Here is a 21,702-nt window from a genome sequence, read left to right as displayed (position 1 = left end):
CGCGACCGCGGCCCTAGCGTCGCCGTATGACCACTCAACCGCGGAACTCACGCCGCCTGGCCTTCCACACCGACGGGTACACGCCCACCGGCCTCCTGCTGTCCCCGGACGAGGTGAAGGTGTACCGCGCCATCTACGACCGGTTCCTCAACGGGGAGATCGATGCCGGGGACAAGCGTTCCGACCTGGGCTCCGCAGCAGGCGTCCCGAGCGGTGCCACGGAGAACATCACCCAGATCATGTGGCCGTCCGCGCTCCATCCGGAACTGCTCGACCTGCCGCTGCACCAGCGGGCGCTGGCGGTCGCCCGGGAACTGGCCGGTGACGACATGGTCCTGGACTTCGACATGCTCATCGACAAGGCCCCGCACAGCAATACGCCCACCCCCTGGCACCAGGACGCCGCCTACTGGGTCGACCTGCCCGACACCCGAGCGGTGTCCATCTGGGTCGCCCTCGATCCGTCCACCATCGACAACGGCTGCATGTGGTACGTCCGGGGCTCCCACGGCACACCCATCCGCCCGCACCGTCCCGCGGGCGGGGGAGGCGGAGCCATCGAGTGCGACTGCTCCGAGAACGAGCCGGGGGCCGCCCCTGTCCCGCTCAACCCCGGGGAGGCCGCCGCCCACGGCGGAGCCACCCTGCACTACTCCCGCGGCAACAGCACCGACGGCCACCGCCGTGCCTACATCCTCAACTACCGCTCGGCCGCCATGATCCAACTCGAGCGTGACCAGGGCATGGACCACGGGCTCAGCAGCAACGTACGCGCCGTCCGGAACGGCGGTGCCTCCGGCTGAGGCCGCGTTCTGCTCGGACGGTGCGGTGGCTCGCAGTGCCGTGCGGCCGGCGTTCGCGTGTTACGGCCGGTGCCCGTTGAGGAACAGCCGGGCCTCGACCTGGTCCAGCGCGATCCGGACGGCGCCCAGGGCGACCGAGTCGTCGCCCATCGGGGACACCTCGACGCGCGGCGGGAAGACGCATGCACTGGCGAGGTGGTTGCGGATCGGTTCGGCCACGACGTCGCCGGCCAGGGCCAGGCTGCCGCCGACCACGACGACCTCGGGGTCGATGGTGACGATGAGACCCTCGACGGCTTTGACGAACGCGTGGGCGAAGTCCTTCGCCGCGGACTTCGCGGCGGCTTCACCGCGGGCTGCCGCCGCGAAGAGCGACTCCACGTCCTCCGGCGAGCCTTCGGTCACCGCGGACTGTTCGGGATCGGCCATGGGCAAGTAGCCGAGCAGGCGGCGATACGCCTTGAGCGCTCCCTTCCCCCCTGCCTGCGTGAGTTCCCCGGCGGCGCCGTGGTAGCCCCGGGGGGCCCGGCCGTCGATCAGGAATCCGGTGCCCATGCGCAGGCCCGCGTGCAGGTACACGACGTTGTCCGCAGCGATGGCCGCCCCGATCCAGCGTTCGGCGATCGCGCCGGCGCGCATGTCGTTCTCCACGACGATCGGTGCGTCGACGATGTCGGTGAGTGCTTCCGTGATGTTCACTCCGGTCCACCCGGGCACCGTGGCCAGCACCACGCGGCCGGCTGTGTCGACGATGCCGGTGGTCGCGACCGCAGCACCCAGGATGGGCCGTTCCCCGGCCGGTGGCGCGGCAAGTGCCCGAGTGACGGCGCCCCGTAGCGCGGCCACGCGTTCGGGACCGTCGGCTTGCCGCGAGACCACGGCGCGATGGCTGGCCACGACCGTCCCGACCAGGTCGGCGACCAGGACGTGCACCCACTCGGGGGCGATGTCGACGCCGAGCACGTGGCCGGCGTCGGTACGAAAGCCGAACCGGCGGGCGGGCCGGCCCGCCGAGCGGTTCTCCGTGGGCTGCAGTTCGTTCAGCAGCCCCTGTTCCAGGAGTGCCTCGACGACGTCCTCGACGGTCGGCCGCGAGAAGGCCACGGCCTTCGTGATCTCGGTCAGAGTCATCGCGGCGGTCTGCGGTGCGGTGCTGGGCTGTGCCGTCCCGGGCAGCAGTGCTCGGTGCAGAACTTGCAGGACAGCCGCCGAGTTGAGCCTGCGCAGCACCGATGGATCGCCGCTCAGACCAGCCATTTCCCACCCCTTGACGCTCTCGATGTGAGCTGCCACACTACCAGCCATCCGAATAAAAAACAAAGTTTAATTAAAAATATGGGGTCGATGCCCCGGCCGCGAGGGAAGGCCCCGCGTCCGGCGCGTGCTCCGCCCGCCCACATTCCTCGAAGGAGAATCGGCATGCCTGTTCTGCGTGGATCCAGATCCCGAGTGGCCGCGGTGATGGCGCTGGCCGCCGCGACCGCACTGAGCGCCTGCACGGCCGGGAGTACGAAGAGCGTCAGCCAGAGTTCGGGCGACGGCAAGACCGTCACGCTCACCTTCCTCACGTTCGAGAACCCCAACCTGACCAGCCAGTACTGGGACGCCGCGATCGCCCGCGCGACCGCGAAGGTCCCCGGGGTGACCATCAAGAAGCTGGTCGGGCAGAACAGCACCGCCTACCTGCAGCAGCTCTACGCCTCCGGCCAGGCGCCGGACATCATGACGAGCATCGCGCCGGACGGCTTCGCGCAGAAGGGCGAGCTCGCGCCCTGGAGCGCGGACGACATGAAGGACTTCGTCGACCCGCACGCCGGCGAGATCGGCGGCAAGACGTACGCCCTGTCGTTCAACGTCCAGCCGATCCCCCTCGTCTACTACAACAAGCAGGACTTTGCCAAGGCGGGCATAGCCGGCCCGCCTGCCACCTACGCCGAGTTCCTCGCCGACTGCGCGAAGCTGAAGGCGGTGGGGATCACCCCCCTGGAGATCGGCGGCGGTGGCCAGGACACCTGGGCGGCGGCCTTCGGTCTCGGCGCCACCGTGTCGGCCGACGTCCTGACCAAGACCCCGGACTGGTTCACCCAGCGTGCCGACAACAAGGTGAAGTTCACCGACCCGGCCTTCGTGGGGGCGGCCCAGAAGGTCGCCGATCTGGCCGCCAAGGGATACATCGACAAGGCCGGGCTGAGCCGCTCCTACGCGGACGTCGAGCAGGCGTTCCGCGGCAACAAGGCAGCGATGTACCCGATGGGCTCGTGGTTCTCCGCCTCGGTGGACAAGACGAAGCCCTCCTTCGACGTCGGCCTTTTCGGCTGGCCCAGCGATGCGGGGAAGAACATCGTCCCGGTCGTCACCGGCGGCGGGCTGATGGTCAACTCCCACGCCAAGGACGTCGACCTGGCCAAGAAGTGGGCTCTGGCGTTCGCCGAGGACAAGACCAACCTCGACAGCAGCGTCAAGACCGACGGAACCATCATCGGCATCAAGGGCTACACGCCGCCGGCCGACGTCGGCCCCATGTACAAGCAGACCCTCGACACCTACCAGAAGGCGCAAGCTGCCGGCCAGACCGTGCCGGCCTGGATGAACACCTCCGGCGACGGCTCCCTTCCCCCCGGCTTCTCCGACAAGTTGAACGCGGCGATCGTCGACCTGATCACCGGTCGCAAGTCGCCGAAGGACTTCGCGGCCTACCTCGACCAGCAGTACACCGCGGCGACGCGGTAGCCCCTTCGGGCCCTGACCTTGGAGCGGCACATGCAAGGCGTGAGAGACGCAGGCCGGCCGAGCCCGGCCACCACACACAGACCGACGGAACCAGCGCGCAAGCGGCCCGGCGCGCTGCGGCCCGCCAGGGCGAGCCGCAAGCGGGGGAGCGGGATGTACCGCTTCCTGGTGTTCGCGATGCCGGGATTCGTCATCTACGCGGCGCTGGTGCTCGTGCCGATGGTGATGGCCATCAGGACGAGCACCACCGACCGCAACGGATTCCGTGCGGTCACCCACTTCGTGGGACTTCGGAACTACGAGGACCTGTTCCACGACCCCGCCTATCTGCAGACCCTGCGGAACACGCTGATCATCACCCTGATCGTCACGATCGTCCCCAACGTCCTCGGGCTGGCGGTCGCCGTGTTGCTGGACCGGCGGGGCTGGGTGTTCAACGCGATGCGGGCGGTGTTCTTCATCCCCGTGGTGTTGTCCTCCGTGGTGGTCAGCGTCATCTGGGAGACGATCCTGTCCGACGACGGGCTGGCCAACCGGATCCTGCACGGCCTGGGCGTCGCGCATCCGCCGGGGTGGTTGTCCGACCCGGGCATCGCCCTCTACACCGTCGCCTCGATCTGTTGCTGGCAGCTGCTCGGGATCTGCGTTGTCATCTACCTGGCGGCGCTGCAGGGCATTCCACAGGAGCTGACGGAGGCCGCGGCCATCGACGGCGCCGGCCCGGTGACCCGGTTCCGGACCGTCACCTGGCCGATGCTTGCCCCGGCGGTCACCATCTGCACGGTGCTGCTGATGATCGGCGGGTTCAAGGTGTACGACCCGGTCAAGGTCATGACGAACGGCGGTCCGGGCACCGGTACCACCAGCACCTTGGCGTTCGACGTCGTGGAGACCGGGGTCTCCGGCCCGCACGTCGGCTACGGCGCGGCGAAAGCCACGCTGATGCTCGTGCTGATCGCGGTCGTGTCCTTCGTCGTACTCCGTTTCCTGCGCCGCAGAGAGGTCGAACTGTGACCCTGACAGCCCGGACCGCCCGCACTGCGCCGCGACGCACGCGATCGGCGACCAGCCCGCTGCGGACGCTGACCGCCCTGGCCGTCACGGTCGTCTTCATCACGCCCGTCTACCTGGTGCTGGTGAACACGTTCAAGCCGGGTACGGACATCTTCGCCCACCCCGGTGCGCTCCCCTCGCACCCGACACTGGCCAACATCCGGAACGTCGCCGGCCGGCCCGACAACCTGTTCTGGTCGGGGCTGGTGAACAGCGTTCAGGTCACGGCCCTGTCCGTCATCGCCGCGACGCTGCTCTCCGCCCTGCTGGCCCACTACCTGGTGCGAACGACCACCCGTTCCGCGCGCGTCCTCACGCTGCTGGTCCTGGCCGGCCTGATGATCCCGAACACCGTCACGCTCGAACCGGTCACCGAGGTGCTCGGGCGGGCGAACCTGATGGGTTCGGTCCTGGGTCTGGTACTCGCCAACATCGCCGCGAACATGCCCTTCGGCGTCCTCCTGTTCATGGGCTTCGTCAGGAACATCCCGATGGAGCTCGAGGAGGCGGCCGCGCTGGACGGCTCCGGGCCGCTGCGGACGTTCTGGTCGATCGTCTTCCCACTCATGCGGCCGGCGGCGGCGAGCGTTCTGATCTTCACCGCGGTCGGCGTGTGGAACGACTTCGTCACCCCGCTGATCGTTCTGGGGCCGGCGAACGGCGGCACCGTGACGGTGGGCATGTACCGCGAGATCAGCGAGCACGTGTCCGACTACGGAGCGGTGTTCGCGTTCATGGTGCTGGCCACGATTCCGATCCTGATCCTGTTCCTCTTCTTCCAACGGTATTTCGTCAAGGGCCTGCTCGGCGGGGCCACGAAGGGATGACCATCACCATGTCCGGCTCGCTTTTTCCCGAGTCAAGCGGCACGTCCGGCCGACCTCTGACCGTGGCCGTGGCCGGCGGTGGGGCGCGGGGCTTCGCCTACGCCAACACCGCCGTCCGACTGCCCGAGCCGGTGCAGGTCGTGGCGGTGGCCGAACCCCGGCCGATCGCACGAGGGCGGTTCGTGGAGCAGTTCGACGTTCCCGCCGAGAACGTCTTCGAGGACTGGCGCGATCTGGCCGCGGCGCCTCGCCTGGCCGACGTCGTGGTCATCAGCCTGCTCGACCACCAGCATGTGGACGCCGTGATGGCCTTCGCCGAACGGGGTTACCACATCCTGCTGGAGAAGCCGATGGCGACCACCGAGGACGAATGCGTCAAGATCGTGGACGCCGTCGAGGCGGCCGGAGTGACCGCCGCGGTGTGCCACGTGCTCCGGTACACCCCCTACACCCTCGCACTTCAGGATCTGCTCAACTCCGGTGCGATCGGTGAGATCGCCTCGATCGAGCACCTCGAACCGATCGGGCATTCACACTTCGCTCACTCCTTCGTCCGGGGCAACTGGCGCCGCACGGACGAGAGCCCGCTGCTGCTGGCCAAGTCCTGCCACGACATCGACTGGCTCATGTCGTTGGTCGACCGCCCGGTGGAGAAGGTCGCCTCGTTCGGCAGCCTGAAGCACTTCAACGCCGCGAACCGGCCGGCTGGTGCGGCCGACCGGTGCGTCGACTGCTCGATCGAGGCGAGTTGCGCGTTCTCCGCCGCCCGGGTGTATCGCCGGGGCGTGGGCGCCCCGGATTCCGTCGACGGGTACAACGCCCTGGTGATGGCCGGCGGGCTCAGCTCAGAAGAGGTCGAACACGCCTTGGCGCACGGTCCGTACGGACGCTGCGTCTACGCCAGCGACAACGACGTCGTCGACCACCAGGTGGTCCAGATGGAGTTCGAGGGCGGCGCGACGGTGAGCTTCACGCTGACGGCGTTCTGCGAGGGCGCCAACCGGAAGACCAGGATATTCGGAACCCGCGGGCAGATCACCGGAGACGGACGCTACCTGCAGGTCTTCGACTTCCTGTCGGAGCAGACCAGGGTGATCGACACCGAGGCCGGCGCAGGCGCCGGCGGCCACGCCGCTGTCGACGGCCATGGCGGAGGCGACCGGGGGCTGTTCGAGTCCTTCATCCGCGCGCTGCGCAACGGCACACCCGAGGACGTCCCGTCCCGTCTACGGGACAGCCTGGCCGGCCACCGCGTCGTCTTCGCCGCTGAGCGGGCACGCCGCACTGCTTCGGTGGTCGCCCTCGAACCCGCCGGAAAGTGAAGGAGACCGACCGGAAAGCGACGCCACAAGGGCGGGTACGGAGCTGTCCTTTGGCCCGCTCCGTACCCGCTCGGCGGTGCCTCCGAAAGGTGCCGGCGACAGTCGCCGATGCCCGCGCCGCACAACGTCGGCCATCAGCATGAGGAGTCATCAACAGTGAGGACTGCACTCGCACGCCGCGGCGCGACAGGCCTGGTCGGCCTGTCCGTGCTCGTCGGCCTGGTCATGTATCCCAGCGTGGTCCATGCCGCTGCCCCGACGACCTACTGGGTCGCCTCGCCCAACGATCCACGCACCCCCGGCAACGACGCCAACGCCGGTGACAGCCGGCACCCGTTTGCCACGATCGATCACGCCCGGCAGGTCGTGAACCACACTCTGGCCTCGGGCGCGCAGACCGGCGACATCGTGGTCAACATCGAGCCGGGCACCTATTACACGCCCAAGCCGGTGACGTTCAACCAGTCCGACTCCGGGACCGGTGGCCACCAGGTCATCTACCAGAACGCCCCGGGCAGCCCCGTCGGCTCGGCGAGGTTCGTCGGCGGCAACCGGGTCACCTCGGCCTGGAACCTCGTCACGAGCAGCACCGGGAGCGACACCGATCTGCCGGCCGGCGCCGACGGACACGTGTACAAGACCCACGTCGGCACAGGAACCGACTTCAACACGCTGTATGTCGACGACACCCGCGCGACCATGGCGCGGACGCCGAACCTTGCCGTCGACCCGCGGTTCCCGTCCGTGCCCGGCCCGTACTCCAAGGCGACCGGCGGCGGCATGACGGGAATGACCTACAGCGACGCCGATCTCCCCGCGTCGTCGGCGGCGGTGAAGGGGCTGGTCGACGCCCAGGAGAACAACCAGCTGGACGCCCAGCTCTACGTGTGGGACTTCGGCAAGGATTGGATGACCGACACCATCCCGATCGGGAGCGTCGACACCTCCACCGACACGATCACCTTCAAGTCGGTGCCCGGCCATCCCGAGCTCAACCGGCCCAAGTACCCGGTCTACAGCGGGTCGCGGTACTTCCTGCAGGGCAACCTGGGCTTCCTGGACGCCCCGGGGGAGTACTACTACAACAAGACGACCGGTGATCTCTACTACTACCCGGTGAACGGGGCGAACCCGAACAACGAGTCGATCGTCGTCCCGACGACCGAGAACATCGTCAACGTCGCCGGGGCGTCCCGGACGAGCCCGGCCTCGAACATCACCTTCAGCGGGCTGGAGTTCGAGGACACCGACTTCCCCGACTACTACTCCTACGGCTGGAACTGGGGCGACGGCGGCGGAGGCATGGGTACCTACCCGCCGCAGGCCGCCGGCGCCACCCTGCCGTCCTACAGCGAGACCAGCGAGCGGGTCGAGTTCCAGACCGGCACCATCCGGATGACCAATGCCAGTCATGTCACGGTCACCGACGCCCACATCAAGAACGCCGGGATGTTCGGCATCGAGCTCTACCTCGGTGTCGACCACGTCACGATCTCGCACTCGCTCATCGAGGACACCGGCCACGGCGGGGTGAACATCGAGGGCGGCTATCCCGGCACCGGCGGCGACGCCTCCGGCAACAGCTACACCAACAACAACGTCGTGACCGACTGCCTGATCCACGACATCGGACAGCTCGTCGGCCAGACCTCCGGCGTGACGATCAACAACGCCACCGCCAACACCGTCTCCCACAGCGAGATCTACAACTCCCCGCGCCGCGCGCTGTTCGTCATGGGCGGCTGGCCGCGCAACACCGGCTCGGCCACGCCGAACGACAACGGCTACCACCGGATGACCGACCTGTACGCGCACGACAACGTCTTCAGCCACGACTACCTGCACGGCCTGCAGCAGGACGGCGGCGACGACGGCGCGTTCTTCGGCGCGGAGCTGTACCGCGGGACCGACGGCCCGAACGCGAACCGGCCCAACTACGTCGACCAGATGCTGATCGACAAGGTCGGGGCGAACCCCGGTATGACCGACTACGCGCCCAACGGCATGAACCTGGACATGGGCGACTCCGGCTTCCAGGTCAGCAATCTGAAGGCCGTCAACCCGCAGAACTTCAACGCGGAACTGAACACGATCCTGGAGTACAAGGACACGATCAGCCTCACCAACACCAACATCGACTACGGCACACTCGTCAACCAGCTGGCCACGTTCGACGACTCCAGGATGGACTACGCGAACATCGGCCTGACGGCGGCGTTCCCGGACCGATACCGGCCGCGGACGACCAAGCCCGCCTCTCCGAAGAACGTCTCCTTCCAGGACGCGTTCGAGACCGGGCTCGACCTCACGAAGTGGTCCTACCGCGGTGTGGCGCCGCAGACCTCCCCCGAGTTCATGTCCGAGGGCGTGCTCGGCGGCAAGGGAGCGCTGGAGATCGACAGCGACGACGCGCCGGCCGGGAGCAAACCGGTCCTGGTCCGTGACTTCGGCAAGCCACTTCACCAGCTGGTCTCCGTGCAGTTCTACGACCGGCAGAACGCCAATCTGGCGGCGTACGACTCCGGGGTCTCGCGGCCGACGACTGTGAAGTCGCTCGCACGGGCCGACGACGGGCAGCACGCGGTCGGGCTGGGGATCGACACCACGCTGAGCTCGACGGACTACGTCCTGCAGAACGGCTCCACCGAGACGGCGACGACGGTGCCCCGCTCGTACGGCTGGCACCAGGCCACCTGGGACTACACCAGCGGCAAGGGCGTCACCGTCTCCATCGACGGCACCGTGGTCGCCACGCTCAGCGGCATCACCGGCGTCAGCCACCTGGAGCTGGGCAGTGACGACGGCAAGGGCGTCTCCTACTACGACCAGGTCAGCGTCCACGGCGGCAAAGGTGGCGGCAAGGCTCCCGCGCTGCCCACACCCGTCCCACTCGGCGGGGGCCTCACCGCGACCGACTTCTACCGGTCCTCCGGCGTCCATGTCTCCACTGCTCAGGCCCCGGAGAGTGCCGAGTTCGCCGGCCCGCTCCACGCCGGCGACTACCTCGACTACCGGCTCATCGTTCCCAGGACCGGTGCCTACAGTCTCGGGTACCGCGTCGCCGTGGGGTCCGGCTCCACCGGAGAGGCCAACCTGCTGATCGATGGCACGTCAGCCCGGAAGACCGCCCTACCTTCCACCGGCGGCCTGCAGAACTGGACCACCGTCAACGACACGGTCTCCCTGACCAGCGGAATACACACCATCTGCCTCCAGGCCACGGCCGGCGGCTGGAACTTGGAGTCGGCGAAGCTGGCATACGTGGCACAGAGTGTTCCGGGCACCATCTCCGCCGTGAGTTACGACGCGGAGTCCGGTGCGATCCAGACCGTGTCGGGGTCGGAGGGGTCGGCCGTGGGGTATCTGGCTCCGAACGACTCCATGGACTACAAGGTCGACGTCGCTTCCAGTGGTGTCTACACGGTCGGCTACCGGGTGGCCGTCAACGCCGGCCACACCGGCGCGGTACAGCTGCTGGTCGACGGTGTGGCGCAGAAGACGACGTCGCTGCCGTCCAGCGGTGGGTGGGACAGCTGGGAGACGGTGAAGGACACCGTGTCCCTGACATCCGGCCTGCACACCCTCACCATCCTGGTGGTACAGAACAACTGGAACTTCGCATCCTTCCAGCTGTCGAATCCCTAGCAAGGACTCCCCGCACCGTCCTGGACTCCCGGAAGGAAGGCCCACGGCACGAACGGGATCCGCGGCCCGAGCCGGTATCGGCTCGGGCCGCAGGATCACGGTAGGTCGGTCGGAAGGGGGACACCGGCCGGGAGCAGGCCGGAGCAGAGCAGGTCGGCCCACAGCGCGGCGGGCAGCGGCCGGGCGGAGAGCGCCGCGGCGTCGCGTACCTCTTCGGCCGAGCGGGCGCCCACCAGCACGCTCGATACGGCCGGGTGGCCGAAGGGGAACTGCAGGGCCGCGGCCCGCAAGGGGACACCGTGGTTCTCGCACACGGTCTCCATGCGCAGTGCACGGTCCAGCAGGGCAGAGGGTGCGGGCGCGTAGTCGAAGGTGGCGCCGGACCTAGGGGCGGCCAGCAGGCCGGAGTTGAAGACCCCGCCGATGACGACGGAGACACCGCGCCGGAAGGCGTCCGGCAGCAACGAGTCCAGTGCGGTCTGGTCGAGCAGGGTGTAGCGGCCGGCGAGCAGGACCACGTCGACGTCGGTGTCACGGACGAAGCGGTCGAGCATCCGGGTCTGGTTCATGCCCGCGCCGATGGCGCCGATGACACCCTCATCGCGCAGCCGTTCCAACTCCGGGTAGCCCTCGGCGAAGACCTGGTGTTCGTGGTGGTCCGGATCGTGCAGGTAGACCACGTCGATACGGTCCAGGCCGAGGCGGGTGAGGCTCTCCTCGATGCTGGTACGCACGCCGGCGGCGCTGAAGTCCCAGATCCGTTCGTGCGTGGCGGGGACGGCGAAGCCGTTCGCGATGTCGCTGCCACTCGTGTCGGACCTGGGCCGCAGCAGCCGGCCCACCTTGGTCGAGACGACGAACTCGGCACGCGGCCGGTGTCGTAGGGCTTCACCCAGGCGTCGCTCGGACAGGCCCAGTCCGTAGTGGGGAGCGGTGTCGAAGTAGCGGATGCCGGCGTCCCAGGCGGCATCCAGCGTGGCACGTGCCTGTTCCTCACTGACCTCGGTGCCGAGATTGCCGAGCCCTGCGGCACCGAACGACACGCCGGTGACGCTGACGCCGCTACGGCCGAGACTGGTCTTGCGCATGAGTGCTGGTGCCTCTCGGGAGGTGGTCGGTCGGCTTTGCGGCTCCGGGAGTTGCGGGCCCGGGGGTGTGATTTCTGGTTCGCGGCAGCGTGAGCAGGACTCCGCAGCAGCACGCCAGAAGGAGGACGGCGACGAGCGGGCTCGGCGGACCGGCCTTGCCGAGCCCCCATGTGCACAGCCGTACGCAGAACGGGACCGCCAAGGACACGCTGGTGGTGAACAGCGGGCCCCGGCGCAGGAGAAGTTCGTGCTGGATCACGTACGCCGGCACGTACACCCCGCAGCCCAGCAGCACGATCTCGCCCCATTGCGCCGGCGTGAGAGAGCCGAAGGCGCCTCGCGCGAGCGCCGGGAGCAACAGCATCGTCGCCCCGGCCCCGAACACCGATGGCAGGGCGACCAACGACGAAGTATCGGGAGCGAGCCTGCCGTAGAGGTGCGAGTAGAACGCCATCGCCACGACGGCAGCGAGAGCGGCCAGCACGCCGAGCAGCGCGCGAGACGGTGTGACCTCACCGCGGATCCCGAGCCCTCGGCCGTGGTCGAGGAGTCCGTAGGCAGCCGCCGAGGCCACGGCCACGCAGGTACCCATGACGGCAGCGGCGCCAGGGGGCTCGTGGAAGAGCCACAGACCGAGCAGGAACGTCATGCAAGGAAGCAAGGTGAGAATGACGTTGGTGGTCGCCGCCCCGATCAGGCCGATGGCCCAGACGGACGCCGCCGAATAGCCGAAGACGCCCAGGGCACCCAGAACGACAGCCCCAACAGGACGGCGTGTTGCGGCCTTCAGCGCAGGGCGCCTGGTCGCGCTCCGCGCGGCGGCGACCAACGAGAGCCCGACGAAGCTGCTCGTCGCACGACCGGCCGCAACAGCGAAGGGCTCGGCGCGGGCCACCAGGGCACCGGACAGCAACCAGGTGAGGGACAGCAGGGCCACCAGGCCGCCCGCCATGAGCAGGCTCGGTGTCCAGCCGAGCCGCGGGGCGGTGCCGTCGGCCGCCAGGCGTGTCACTGACTTACCGCGCACGGGCAGCCAGGCCGGCTCGCGGCCGTGGGTCTCGGGGGACTTTTCATGCGCCGCGAAGGTTCACAGACATCCGGGGTTGGTGCCTGCAAGGTGGGGTACATAAACGCCCTCATTTTGCTGGAAGTTCACGATTCGGGCTTACGGGTTTCCGGTGGTCACGTCGAACGGGCCCACTCGTGCGACCCGCCTCCGCAGCCTACGAAGCGATCAGGTGACGGCAAAACCCCCTGGGTGATCGGTCGAGCGCGACGCCTTCATGTTTCCCATCCATGTGACGGGTGCTGGCCTATGAATCCTATCTAAGGTCTTGACGGGCTGGGCTCCCGCACCCAGACTCATGCCCACCCTGATGCGACTGGCGCTCCCGGCCAGGAGCAGCAGCCTCCAGGTGACCGATCCCCAGGGCCACTCCTTGCCCGCGCCGGTTCCGCGGTCGCCTGACGGAGAGGGACAGGGAGCGGCCGGGAATCCATGCAGCAGTCCGCGAACGGGATACGCGGCGCGATCCCACGGAACGACCTTCGCTCGCACAACTTCCCCATCACGACGGTTGATAGGAACGAACATGAGAAGGCGAACAAGCGGCGCTTTGAGACCAGGGCTGGTGGCTCTGGCCATCGGGGTGGTGGCAGCCATCGCTCCTGTGCCCTCCGCGTCTGCGGCCGATGCGCCGTACACGATCCGGGCGGGCTCGCTGCGGATCGGGCTGGACTCCACGGGGACGGTGACCGGGCTGGTGGACACGGTGAACGGCCGTGACTACGCCAGCGCGGACCACCATGCGCCACTGATCAAGCTGGTCGTGGACGGTGCGCAGCAGTTGCCGACGTCCTTGTCCTACGACGGGCGGTCCTCCACCTACGTCTTCGGCTTCGGTGGGAAGGGCGTCACCATCGGTGTGCAGGTGGCGTCCAAGGCGGGCTACGCGACGCTGGAGGTGACGAGCGTCAACGCTCCGGCGGGGGTGGACGTGCAGACCCTGCTCTGGGGTCCGATCACCACCAGCATCACCCAGACCGTGGGCGAGACGGTCGGCGTGGTGCGCGACAACGACTTCGCGATCGGCATCCACGGCCTCAACGACAAGAGCGTCGGCGGCTGGCCCGACGAGTACGACAACCTCACCTACACCGACGGTCCCGCGAAGAGCGACCCTTCCACACAGAGCTGGGCGTACGGCTGGTTCAGTGCCGACCAGACGTCCTGGGGCAGCATCCTGCAGGCCTACACCTACGACTACACCAAGACCCGTCATCGGTATGTCGGTTGGCAGGGCACGAATGAGCCGGACGTGGCGGTCCCGCCGCTGAGCGGTGACGACGCGCTGATCAAGGGCTCGAAGATCGCCCTGTTCGGCACCGACCCGGGGAACGTCCTGAACACCCTCTCCGACGTCGAGACGGGGGAGGGCCTGCTGCACCCCAAGATCGACGGTCAGTGGGAGAAGACCTCGCAGGGTGCCTCGCAGTCCTTCCTGGTGCTCAGCGACCTGAACACCAACGACGTCGGCCAGGCGAGCGCGTACGCCAAGCAGGGCGGGATGCGGTACGTCTACTCGCTGCCGAACTCGGAGGGGCCCTGGCAGTCGACCGGGCACTACCAGTTCGACTCCTCCTTCGGCAGTTCGGACGCGGCCGCGGCCAAGCTGGCCGCCACGGCGGCGACGAGCGGGGTGTCGGTGGGCGTGCACACGCTGTCCAACACGGTCGACACCTGGGACCGCTATGTGACGCCGGTGCCCGACCCTGGGCTGGCGACAGCGGGTTCGGTCACGCTGACCCGCCCCCTGGACGCCACCTCGAAGACCGTCTACGTCGACGGCAACTCCATCTTCACCGGCGGGTCCGGGAACATCCGGATCGGCAACGAGCTGCTGAGCTTCACCGCGGTGACGAAGGTGGCCGACACTGCGAACGAGTACCAGGTCACCCTCACCAACCGCGGCGGGTGGGGCACCACCGCGGCCGCCCACCCGGCGGGCGCCGACCTGGCCCGGATGCAGTGGTACGCGTACGGCCAGTTCGACGCCGGCATGACGATGCTTCCCGGGCTCGCCGACCGGCTGGCGCAGATCTGGAACACCACCGGAATCAAGGCCATGTCCTTCGACGGCCTGGAGACCGCCACCCTCGCCGGCTACGGGACGTTCGGAACGAACAAGCTCGTCAACGGGATGTACCGGAAGATCGGTTCCACTGACGACTTCATCTCCGAGGCAAGCAACCTCCTCCCCGGCACCTGGGACGCAACAGGCCGCATCTCGTGGGGAGAAGGCTCTCACGGGACGACGTACACCGGGTCACTCCTCGCCCATCAGGCCTACTACCAGCGCAACTACATGCCCAACATGATGGGCTGGGTCACCTATCACTCGAGCGACTCGGTACTCACCCAGGAATGGCAGCTCTCCAAGAACGCCGCCTGGAACGCGGGCGCCGGCCTGCAGGCCAGCGTCTCCGCCCTCAAGGCCAGCGGCGACACCGCCGAGGTTCTGGACGCGTGGAAGCAGTGGGAGGCGGCCCGCAACGCGCACGCCTTCACCACCCAGCAGATGGACGCGATGAAGGACGCCAAGTCCTACTGGCACCTGGAGACCGTGCACCCGGGCAAGGAGTGGAACCTCTACAACGTCGAGTACCCGGCGAGCACGCTGAACGCGCCCAACAACGGCAGCTCCAGCAGCTGGACGTACACGAACACGCATGACGCGCAGCCGCTGCAGTTCCAGCTGCAGGCTTCCGGCGGCAACGTCACCGACCCCTCGTTCACCCTGGGCGGGCAGACGGTGACCTTCCACACCACCGTGCCCTCGGGCGGCTACCTGGTGGCCGACGGCACCGCCACCGCCAAGGTCTACGACAGCACCTGGCACCAGCTCAGCACCGTGACCGCCCAGGGCGCCGCGTCCTACACCGCCGGCGATCAGACCATCGCGTACAACGCGACCGGGTCCACCGGGTCCACCGCGAAGATCCGCTTCCTCACCTACAGCGCCCCGCAAGCGGTGAAGGCCCCGGTCACCATCGACGCTCCCTCCACCGTGCAGCGCGGCGGCACGGGTACCGTGACCGCCACCTACACCAACCCGGGCACCACCACGCTGCGGCATGCCGCACTGTCCCTGACCGTGCCCAAGGGCTGGACCGCCGAAGCCACCACCGGCGCCGGCACCCGCGGCCTCGCCCCCGGCGAGACGATGACGATGACCTGGCACGTCACGCCGCCCGCCGACGCGAAGCCCGGCGGCACCTCCCTGGTGGCACAGGCCACCTACGACGGGGCCAGGACCAGCGCCGAGGCCATCGCCGACGTCTCGGTCCCCAACCCGCTGTCCATCGCGACCCCCGCGCTCGCCAAGCCCGGTGCCACCGCGACCGTGACCACCACGTACACCAACGGCGGCAGCCACGCCCTGCCCAACACCGCGGTCAAGCTCGCCGTACCCGACGGCTGGACCGCCACGGCCGCCACCCCGGCGACCTTCCCCACCCTGGACGCCGGACAGACCGCCACCACCACCTGGAACGTCACCGTCCCCGCCGACGCCAAGGCCGCCGCCTACCCGCTGACCGCGACCGCCACCTACCAGGGCGCCCCGGTCACCGACGAGGCCGACGGTCAGACCACCGTCCCCTACTCCTCGCTCCCGGCCACGTTCAACAACGCCGGCATCAGCGACGACAGCAACCCCGCAGGGGCCGACTTCGACGGCGGCGGCCGCAGCATCTCCGCCCAGACCCTCGCCGCGGCCGGCCTCACCCCCGGCGCCCAGGTCAGCCACGACGGCCTGACGTTCACCTGGCCCGACACCACACCCGGCGCACCGGACAACGTCACCGCCAAGGGCCAGGCCATCGCCATGACCGGGACGGGCGCGACGCTCGGATTCCTCGCCACCAGCGGCGGCGACGCCTCCGGCACCGGGACCATCACCTACACCGACGGCACCACCCAGGCCTACACCCTCGCCATCAGCGACTGGACCAGCACCACCCCAGCGCCCGGGAGCGACATCCTCGCCACCCTCCCGCACCGCAACGCCAGCCGCGGCGGCGTCACCAACCTCCAAGTCAACGTCTACGCCGCTACCGTGGCCCTCCGCCCCGGTAAGACCGTCGCTTACGTCGCCCTCCCCAACGCCTCGGGCATGCACATCTTCTCCACCGCAATCGGCTGACACCGGCAGCGGCCGGCGCCTGCGCGGCGCCGGCCGCTACCGCCGGTTCGTGCGCTCCCTCGGCCCGTGTCTGACGGGCCGGTCGCATCCAGGCCCTGGATATGGTTCACTGACCTCACGCTCGAATATAAACATGAAACATTTGCGAATCGGCGCGAAGTGAGTGGGCGCGCAGCGCCCGCGGCCGGACCGCGGACCTTGGAGGAGAGCACGTGACTGGCCCTGAGTCGCAGTCCGCCCCGCAGGAGGGTGGTGCCCGCGCGGCGTATCGCCCCGGCTATGAGATCGCGGCTGAGCGGATCCTTGAGTACATCGTGGCGCAGGGGCTCGGTCCGGGGAGCCGGCTGCCGACGGAGAAGGACCTGGCGGACGCCGTCGAGATGAGCCGGACGGTGGTCAGGGAGGCCGTGAAGATCCTCTCGGCGCTGGGCCGGGTGTCGGTGCAGAAGGGCCGCGGGATTTATGTCGCCGAGCCGGAGGGTTCGCGCTGGCAGGAATCGTTGGCGCAGTTCCTTCCCGCGGATCTGCGGCAGGTGGACGATCTGTTCGAGTTCCGTCGTGAAGTGGAGACCACGACCGCGCGGCTGGCCGCGCAGCGTGCCAAGCCTGCCCAGGTCAAGTCGATTCGTGAGGCGGCCGGGCTGACGTTGGACGCGGCGCGGGACGGTGAGGTGGAGGCGTTCAACCGGGCCGATGAGGTCTTCCACGGTGCGATCGGCGCGGCGGCGTCGAACATGTTCTTCAGCCAGACCGTCGACTTCGTGCGGCGACTTCAGCGGCAGGTCGGGGTGATAGGCATGGCGGGTACGGCGGGTGGGTCGCTCGTGGTGGCCGCCGAGCAGCACCAGGCCATCGCCGCGGCGATCGAGTCGGGGGACGAGGAGCGGGCCGAGTCGCTCATGGCCGAGCACATCGACATGACCACGAGCCAGTTCCACCGCGAGATCAGCAACCGTCTCCTACCCCACCGCGACACCTCCTCCTGAGATCCAGCCCGCTTCCAAGGGCATCAGAACGTTGTGGCCGGCTCGACACCCCCATGGACACCGACGTGGCCGCGGTCGTGACCGTGCCCTGGACTCTCGGACGGCCGAAAAGCTCCGCTGCTGCCGCAGCGACAGGCACGTCGGCACCGGTACCCCGGCCGCCTTCGCGTGTCTGATCGGGTGGCGTTGGCAGGGATCATCTACGTGCTGCGCAAGGGTGTGGCCTGGCCTGACGTTCCTGTCCAGGTGGTGGGCTGTTCCGGCATCACCAGCTGGCGCCGGCTGCGGGACTGGACCGAGGCCGGAGTCTGGCCGGCTCTGCACCATGCGGCCCGGATCCAAGCATCACGTGAACGTGGACCGCCAGGGGACACCGCTCGCGGTCTCGCTGACCGGCGGAAACCGTCACGACGTCACACAGTTGATTCCGCTGCTCGACGCGATCCCTCGCAAAGGCGGGCTACGGGGCCGCCCTCGGTGCGGGTGGTACTGATCGGCGGGACGTCGAATGTCGGAAAGTCGACCGTTACCCAAGTGGTGGCGGAGAAGCTCGGGTTCGAGTGCCTGAGCACTGACGGGCTGGCCCGGCACCCTGGGCGCCCCTGGAGAACCTCGGAGCGGGAGGTGCCGGCGCACGTCGCCGAGCACTACGGATCACTTACGGTTGACGAACTGATCACGTCTGTTCTCGACCTCTACGATCGCCTGTGGCCCCGCATCGAAGAGCTGATCACGGCCCATGCGGCCGAGGACCACGGCAGGACGGGCCTGGTTCTGGAGGGGTCGGCACTCTGGCCCGTCCGCGTCGCGGGGCTGCAGGTCCCGCGCACGGCTGCCGTGTGGCTCACCACCGAGGACTCCGTAGTGAGCGCCCGCGTTCACGCGGCGGGCCGCTATGAAGCAGCCACAGACGAGGAACAGCGCCTGATGGACAAGTTCCTGGCCCGCACTGAGCGCTACCAGACACTCATGATCGATGCCATCGACAGGCTGGGCCTGGATCGCATCGACGCGGGTGGCGGACGGTCTGCCGCAGAACTGGCTGACATCGTGCTCGCCGCAGCCGATGCGCAGACCGCGGTGGGACGGTCATGCAGCGGTCGGTGACCACTCGTGGCGGCTCACCCATGGGACATCCCGACGCTAAGCGCCCCACTCGCCCGCCAGCTCATATTGAAACGATCAGTTACGACTGCCGCCAACTCCTGGCCAGGAGGCGCTCGTTCGGGGGAGATACGCCGCGCAGGAGTCAAATGCTCAGACTCCTGCGCGGCGCATCAACGCGATACCTGCAGACCGGGAGTGTCGGTGGCAGACGTCAGCCAAGCCGACAAGCGCGGTGACCCGCACGTGCGGCGCCAACGGGTGAGGATGTGCGACAGCGACCTGGTGCCTCTTCACCAAGGGTCGTGCGGCGGTGGTCACTGATCGGTGGAATCGGGCTGAGGTGCCGGTGAGCCGAGATCCGGGGAGGCCCGCAGTTCGACCGTCCTCCCCGGCGTGTCCAGTTCGAGAAGGATGACCTCGTTGAGGCCCGGCTGCCACAGGGGGGCCGGGGCGTAGAGGGTGCGTTGCGGGCCGACGCGCCAGTAGCGGCCGAGCAGGAATCCGTTGAGCCAGCAGAATCCCTTCGTCCATCCCTCGAAGGCGAGGAAGCCGTCGGCGGGATCGTCGACGGTGATCCTTGCCCGGTGCAGCGATGGCCCCGGACCGTCCTGCCCGGTCGGTGCCGGTGGGGTGTCCAGCGGGATCGGCCGGTGCTGCCAGCCGAACACGTAGCGCTGCCCTATCAGCACACCACCCAGAATCCCCTTGGGGTCGGCCAGGTCCGGGCCGAAGTTGACGCGCCCCTGGTTCTCCACCAGCACATCCAGGGTGACGTCGGCTCCGTTGCCGCGGATCGCCAGGCGCTCCTGCGGCGCGTTGCGTTCGAGCACGCCCACCGGCTCGCCGTCGAGGAACACCTGGGCCCGGTCCCGCAGTTCGCGTATCCCCAGTGTGGTGTCCCCCGGCGGCACGGTCACCCGGGCCCGGTAGTGGACGAGCCCGGTGGACCGGCCCAGTTCCTCCATGGTCAGCGGCGTCGGCGACTCGACCGGGTCTCGCAGCGGCCCCGGACCCTCCAGCAGGGCACCGACAGCTCGTGTCGGAACCGACTGCGGGGCGAGCCGTTCCGGCATGACCGGCAATGGCGTGTCCGGGACGGGCACATGCCGCGCGATCACCTCGCGGTACCGGTGGAACTTCTCGGTCAGTTCCCCGGATTCGCCGATCGGCGCGTCGTAGTCGTAGCTGGTCACGGTCGGCTCGTACACGCCGTCCGTAAGGTTGGCGCCGTTCCACAGCCCGAAGTTCGTGCCTCCGTGCGCCATGTAGATGTTCACCGACGCCCCTGCGCTGAGAATCGCGTCGAGTTCGTCGGCCGCGCTCTCGGCCGAGCGGACATGATGCGGTTTGCCCCAGTGGTCGAACCATCCGTTCCAGAACTCCATGCACATCGCCGGGCCGGTCGGCTGGAAGCGTCGCAGCACGGCGAACGCCTCGTCGGTGCGCGATCCGAAGTTCACCGTGGCATGGGCTCCGTCTACCATCCCCGCGGCGAGCGAGAAGTCGGCCGGCCCGTCCGACGTCACGAACGGACCGGCTGCCCCGCGAGCCCGCAACCCGTCGGAGAGATGACGAAGGTACGCGGCGTCGTCGCCGAAGCTTCCGTACTCGTTCTCCACCTGCCAGGCCACGATCGGACCGCCGGAGACGGCCTGGAGCGGCACGAGTTGCGGCAGCAGCGCGCCGAACCACTCGTCCACCGCGTCCAGGTAGGCCGGATTACTGCACCGCAGGCGTACCGACGGGTCGCCGAGCAACCGGGCCGGCAGCCCGCCGAACTCCCATTCCGCGCAGATGAACGGGCCCGGGCGTACGATCACGTCCAGGCCGGTTTCACCGGCCAGTCGCACGAACCCGGCAACGTCCCGCCATCCCGTGAAATCGAAGTCGCCCGGCGCGCGCTCGTGGAAGTTCCACGCCACGTAGGTCTCAAGGGTGTTGAGGCCCATCGCGCGGAGCCGCAGCAGCCGATCGCGCCACTGCTCCGGGTGCACCCGGAAGTAGTGCATCGCCCCGGACACGATCCGGTGCGGCCTGCCGTCGCGGCGGAATCCGTCCGGCTCGATCGTCAGCGTCACTTCACACTCCCCGCGGTCAGGCCGGAACGCCAGTAGCGTTGCAGCGCAAGAAAGGCGATGACCAGCGGAATCACCGACAGGAAAGCGCCGGTGATGGTCACGCTGTAGGGCACGCCGTTGTCAAGTTCGGCCCGCCAGTTCGCCAGCCCGACGGTGACGGGCTGCAGCTTGTCGTTGTTGAGCATCAGCACCGGGAGAAGGTAGTTGTTCCAGATCCCGACGAACTGGAACAGGAAGATGGTGACCAGCGCTGGGGACATGATGGGCATCGCGATCTGCCAGAAGATGCGGGCTTCGCCGGCACCGTCGACCCGGGCGGCCTCCATCAATTCGTACGGCACTGCCTCCCCGGCGTAGATCCGGGCGAGGTAGACGCCGAACGGGCTGACGATGCAGGGCAGGAAGACCGCCCAGTAGGTGTTCACCAGGCCGAGCGAGCTGAACATCAGATACAGGGGCAGCGCGAACATCGATGCGGGGATCAGTACGGCGCCGAGCACGATGTTGAACGCCAGGTCGCGTCCTCGGAAGGAGTACTTGGCCAAGGCGTAGCCGGCCATCGCGGATACCAGCGTCGCGACGGCAGCGCCGCACGCGCTGTACAGGACACTGTTGACGATCCACCGGACGAAGATGCCGTCCTGCTCGTGGAGTACGTCGCGCACGTTCGCCCACAGATCGAAATGGGAGAACCACAGACCGTTGGTGGTGAACAGGTAGCCCTTGTTCTTGGTGGCGCTCACCAGCAGCCACCAGGCAGGGATCAGCGTGTAGAACGCGAAGAGCAGCAGGACCAGGAACACGCCGGAGCGGCCGGCCAGTGGCACTTTGCGTTCGGTGCCGGTTCCCATGACATTCC

General features: G+C 68.4%; 14 protein-coding genes and 1 pseudogene. 10 read left to right on the top strand and 5 right to left on the bottom strand.

The window, feature by feature from the left end; all coding sequences use genetic code 11:
• The first annotated feature begins 26 nt into the window (after nucleotides 1-26).
• Nucleotides 27-803 carry a phytanoyl-CoA dioxygenase family protein gene (locus ACH4TG_RS08820; protein WP_398241465.1) on the top strand — a complete coding sequence of 259 codons (777 nt, stop codon included), beginning with the start codon at nucleotides 27-29 and terminating at the stop codon, nucleotides 801-803.
• 60 nt (nucleotides 804-863) lie between these two features.
• Here ACH4TG_RS08820 and ACH4TG_RS08815 read toward each other — a convergent pair whose 3' ends face one another.
• Nucleotides 864-2,060 (bottom strand): ROK family protein, encoded by a 1,197-nt coding sequence (locus tag ACH4TG_RS08815; RefSeq protein ID WP_398241464.1) that lies wholly within the window; start codon nucleotides 2,058-2,060, stop codon nucleotides 864-866.
• Nucleotides 2,061-2,222: 162 nt separating this feature from the next.
• Between ACH4TG_RS08815 and ACH4TG_RS08810 the strand changes: the two genes are divergently transcribed.
• From ACH4TG_RS08810 to ACH4TG_RS08790, 5 genes are all read left to right on the top strand, one after another.
• A complete protein-coding gene (locus ACH4TG_RS08810; RefSeq protein ID WP_398241463.1) occupies nucleotides 2,223-3,533 on the top strand; it encodes an ABC transporter substrate-binding protein in 1,311 nt (436 codons plus the stop codon).
• Between the two features lie 153 nt (nucleotides 3,534-3,686).
• Nucleotides 3,687-4,547, top strand: a complete 861-nt coding sequence (locus ACH4TG_RS08805; protein ID WP_398241462.1) for a carbohydrate ABC transporter permease — start codon at nucleotides 3,687-3,689, stop codon at nucleotides 4,545-4,547.
• On the top strand, nucleotides 4,544-5,413 hold the full coding sequence (locus ACH4TG_RS08800; protein ID WP_398241461.1) for a carbohydrate ABC transporter permease: 870 nt from the start codon (nucleotides 4,544-4,546) through the stop codon (nucleotides 5,411-5,413). The genes ACH4TG_RS08805 and ACH4TG_RS08800 overlap by 4 nt, the downstream gene beginning before the upstream one ends.
• An 8-nt stretch (nucleotides 5,414-5,421) precedes the next feature.
• Nucleotides 5,422-6,735 (top strand): Gfo/Idh/MocA family protein, encoded by a 1,314-nt coding sequence (locus tag ACH4TG_RS08795; protein WP_398241460.1) that lies wholly within the window; start codon nucleotides 5,422-5,424, stop codon nucleotides 6,733-6,735.
• Nucleotides 6,736-6,891: 156 nt separating this feature from the next.
• The gene (locus ACH4TG_RS08790) at nucleotides 6,892-10,380 is read left to right on the top strand and encodes a carbohydrate-binding protein (protein WP_398241459.1); all 3,489 of its coding nucleotides are present in this window, start codon (nucleotides 6,892-6,894) and stop codon (nucleotides 10,378-10,380) included.
• Nucleotides 10,381-10,475: 95 nt separating this feature from the next.
• On the opposite strand, the gene ACH4TG_RS08785 is transcribed toward ACH4TG_RS08790, so the two are convergent.
• Complete coding sequence (locus ACH4TG_RS08785) at nucleotides 10,476-11,468, bottom strand: aldo/keto reductase (RefSeq protein WP_398241458.1); 993 nt, start codon at nucleotides 11,466-11,468, stop codon at nucleotides 10,476-10,478.
• Entirely contained in the window at nucleotides 11,443-12,480 is a 1,038-nt protein-coding gene (locus ACH4TG_RS08780; protein ID WP_398241457.1) for a DMT family transporter, read from the bottom strand. Before ACH4TG_RS08780 ends, ACH4TG_RS08785 begins: the two co-directional genes overlap by 26 nt.
• A gap of 580 nt (nucleotides 12,481-13,060) precedes the next feature.
• Between ACH4TG_RS08780 and ACH4TG_RS08775 the strand changes: the two genes are divergently transcribed.
• The 4 genes and pseudogenes from ACH4TG_RS08775 (at nucleotide 13,061) to ACH4TG_RS08760 (ending at nucleotide 18,765) form a co-directional block, all read left to right on the top strand.
• Nucleotides 13,061-16,672: an NEW3 domain-containing protein gene (locus ACH4TG_RS08775; protein WP_398241456.1), complete on the top strand. Its 3,612-nt coding sequence runs from the start codon at nucleotides 13,061-13,063 to the stop codon at nucleotides 16,670-16,672.
• A 212-nt stretch (nucleotides 16,673-16,884) separates the two neighbouring features.
• Entirely contained in the window at nucleotides 16,885-17,658 is a 774-nt protein-coding gene (locus ACH4TG_RS08770; protein WP_398241455.1) for a FadR/GntR family transcriptional regulator, read from the top strand.
• Nucleotides 17,659-17,775: 117 nt separating this feature from the next.
• Nucleotides 17,776-18,136, top strand: a pseudogene (locus ACH4TG_RS08765) (transposase); the annotation flags it as partial.
• Between the two features lie 5 nt (nucleotides 18,137-18,141).
• A complete protein-coding gene (locus ACH4TG_RS08760; protein WP_398241686.1) occupies nucleotides 18,142-18,765 on the top strand; it encodes a hypothetical protein in 624 nt (207 codons plus the stop codon).
• A gap of 314 nt (nucleotides 18,766-19,079) precedes the next feature.
• Here ACH4TG_RS08760 and ACH4TG_RS08755 read toward each other — a convergent pair whose 3' ends face one another.
• Nucleotides 19,080-20,843: a beta-galactosidase family protein gene (locus ACH4TG_RS08755; RefSeq protein WP_398241454.1), complete on the bottom strand. Its 1,764-nt coding sequence runs from the start codon at nucleotides 20,841-20,843 to the stop codon at nucleotides 19,080-19,082.
• On the bottom strand, nucleotides 20,840-21,694 hold the full coding sequence (locus tag ACH4TG_RS08750; RefSeq protein ID WP_398241453.1) for a carbohydrate ABC transporter permease: 855 nt from the start codon (nucleotides 21,692-21,694) through the stop codon (nucleotides 20,840-20,842). Before ACH4TG_RS08750 ends, ACH4TG_RS08755 begins: the two co-directional genes overlap by 4 nt.
• Nucleotides 21,695-21,702: the final 8 nt, after the last annotated feature.

The sequence above is a fragment of the Streptomyces sp. NPDC020917 genome, from assembly GCF_044333795.1.
Lineage (GTDB): Bacteria > Actinomycetota > Actinomycetes > Streptomycetales > Streptomycetaceae > Actinacidiphila.
This window is presented reverse-complemented; position numbering and strand designations above follow the sequence as displayed.

Bases quoted from the DNA above. Each gene is read 5' to 3' on its own strand.
- ACH4TG_RS08820 (WP_398241465.1), top strand. From the start codon at position 27: ATGACCACTCAACCGCGGAACTCACGCCGCCTGGCCTTCCACACCGAC.
- ACH4TG_RS08815 (WP_398241464.1), bottom strand. From the start codon at position 2,060: ATGGCTGGTCTGAGCGGCGATCCATCGGTGCTGCGCAGGCTCAACTCG.
- ACH4TG_RS08810 (WP_398241463.1), top strand. From the start codon at position 2,223: ATGCCTGTTCTGCGTGGATCCAGATCCCGAGTGGCCGCGGTGATGGCG.
- ACH4TG_RS08805 (WP_398241462.1), top strand. From the start codon at position 3,687: ATGTACCGCTTCCTGGTGTTCGCGATGCCGGGATTCGTCATCTACGCG.
- ACH4TG_RS08795 (WP_398241460.1), top strand. From the start codon at position 5,422: ATGTCCGGCTCGCTTTTTCCCGAGTCAAGCGGCACGTCCGGCCGACCT.
- ACH4TG_RS08785 (WP_398241458.1), bottom strand. From the start codon at position 11,468: ATGCGCAAGACCAGTCTCGGCCGTAGCGGCGTCAGCGTCACCGGCGTG.
- ACH4TG_RS08775 (WP_398241456.1), top strand. From the start codon at position 13,061: ATGAGAAGGCGAACAAGCGGCGCTTTGAGACCAGGGCTGGTGGCTCTG.
- ACH4TG_RS08750 (WP_398241453.1), bottom strand. From the start codon at position 21,694: ATGGGAACCGGCACCGAACGCAAAGTGCCACTGGCCGGCCGCTCCGGC.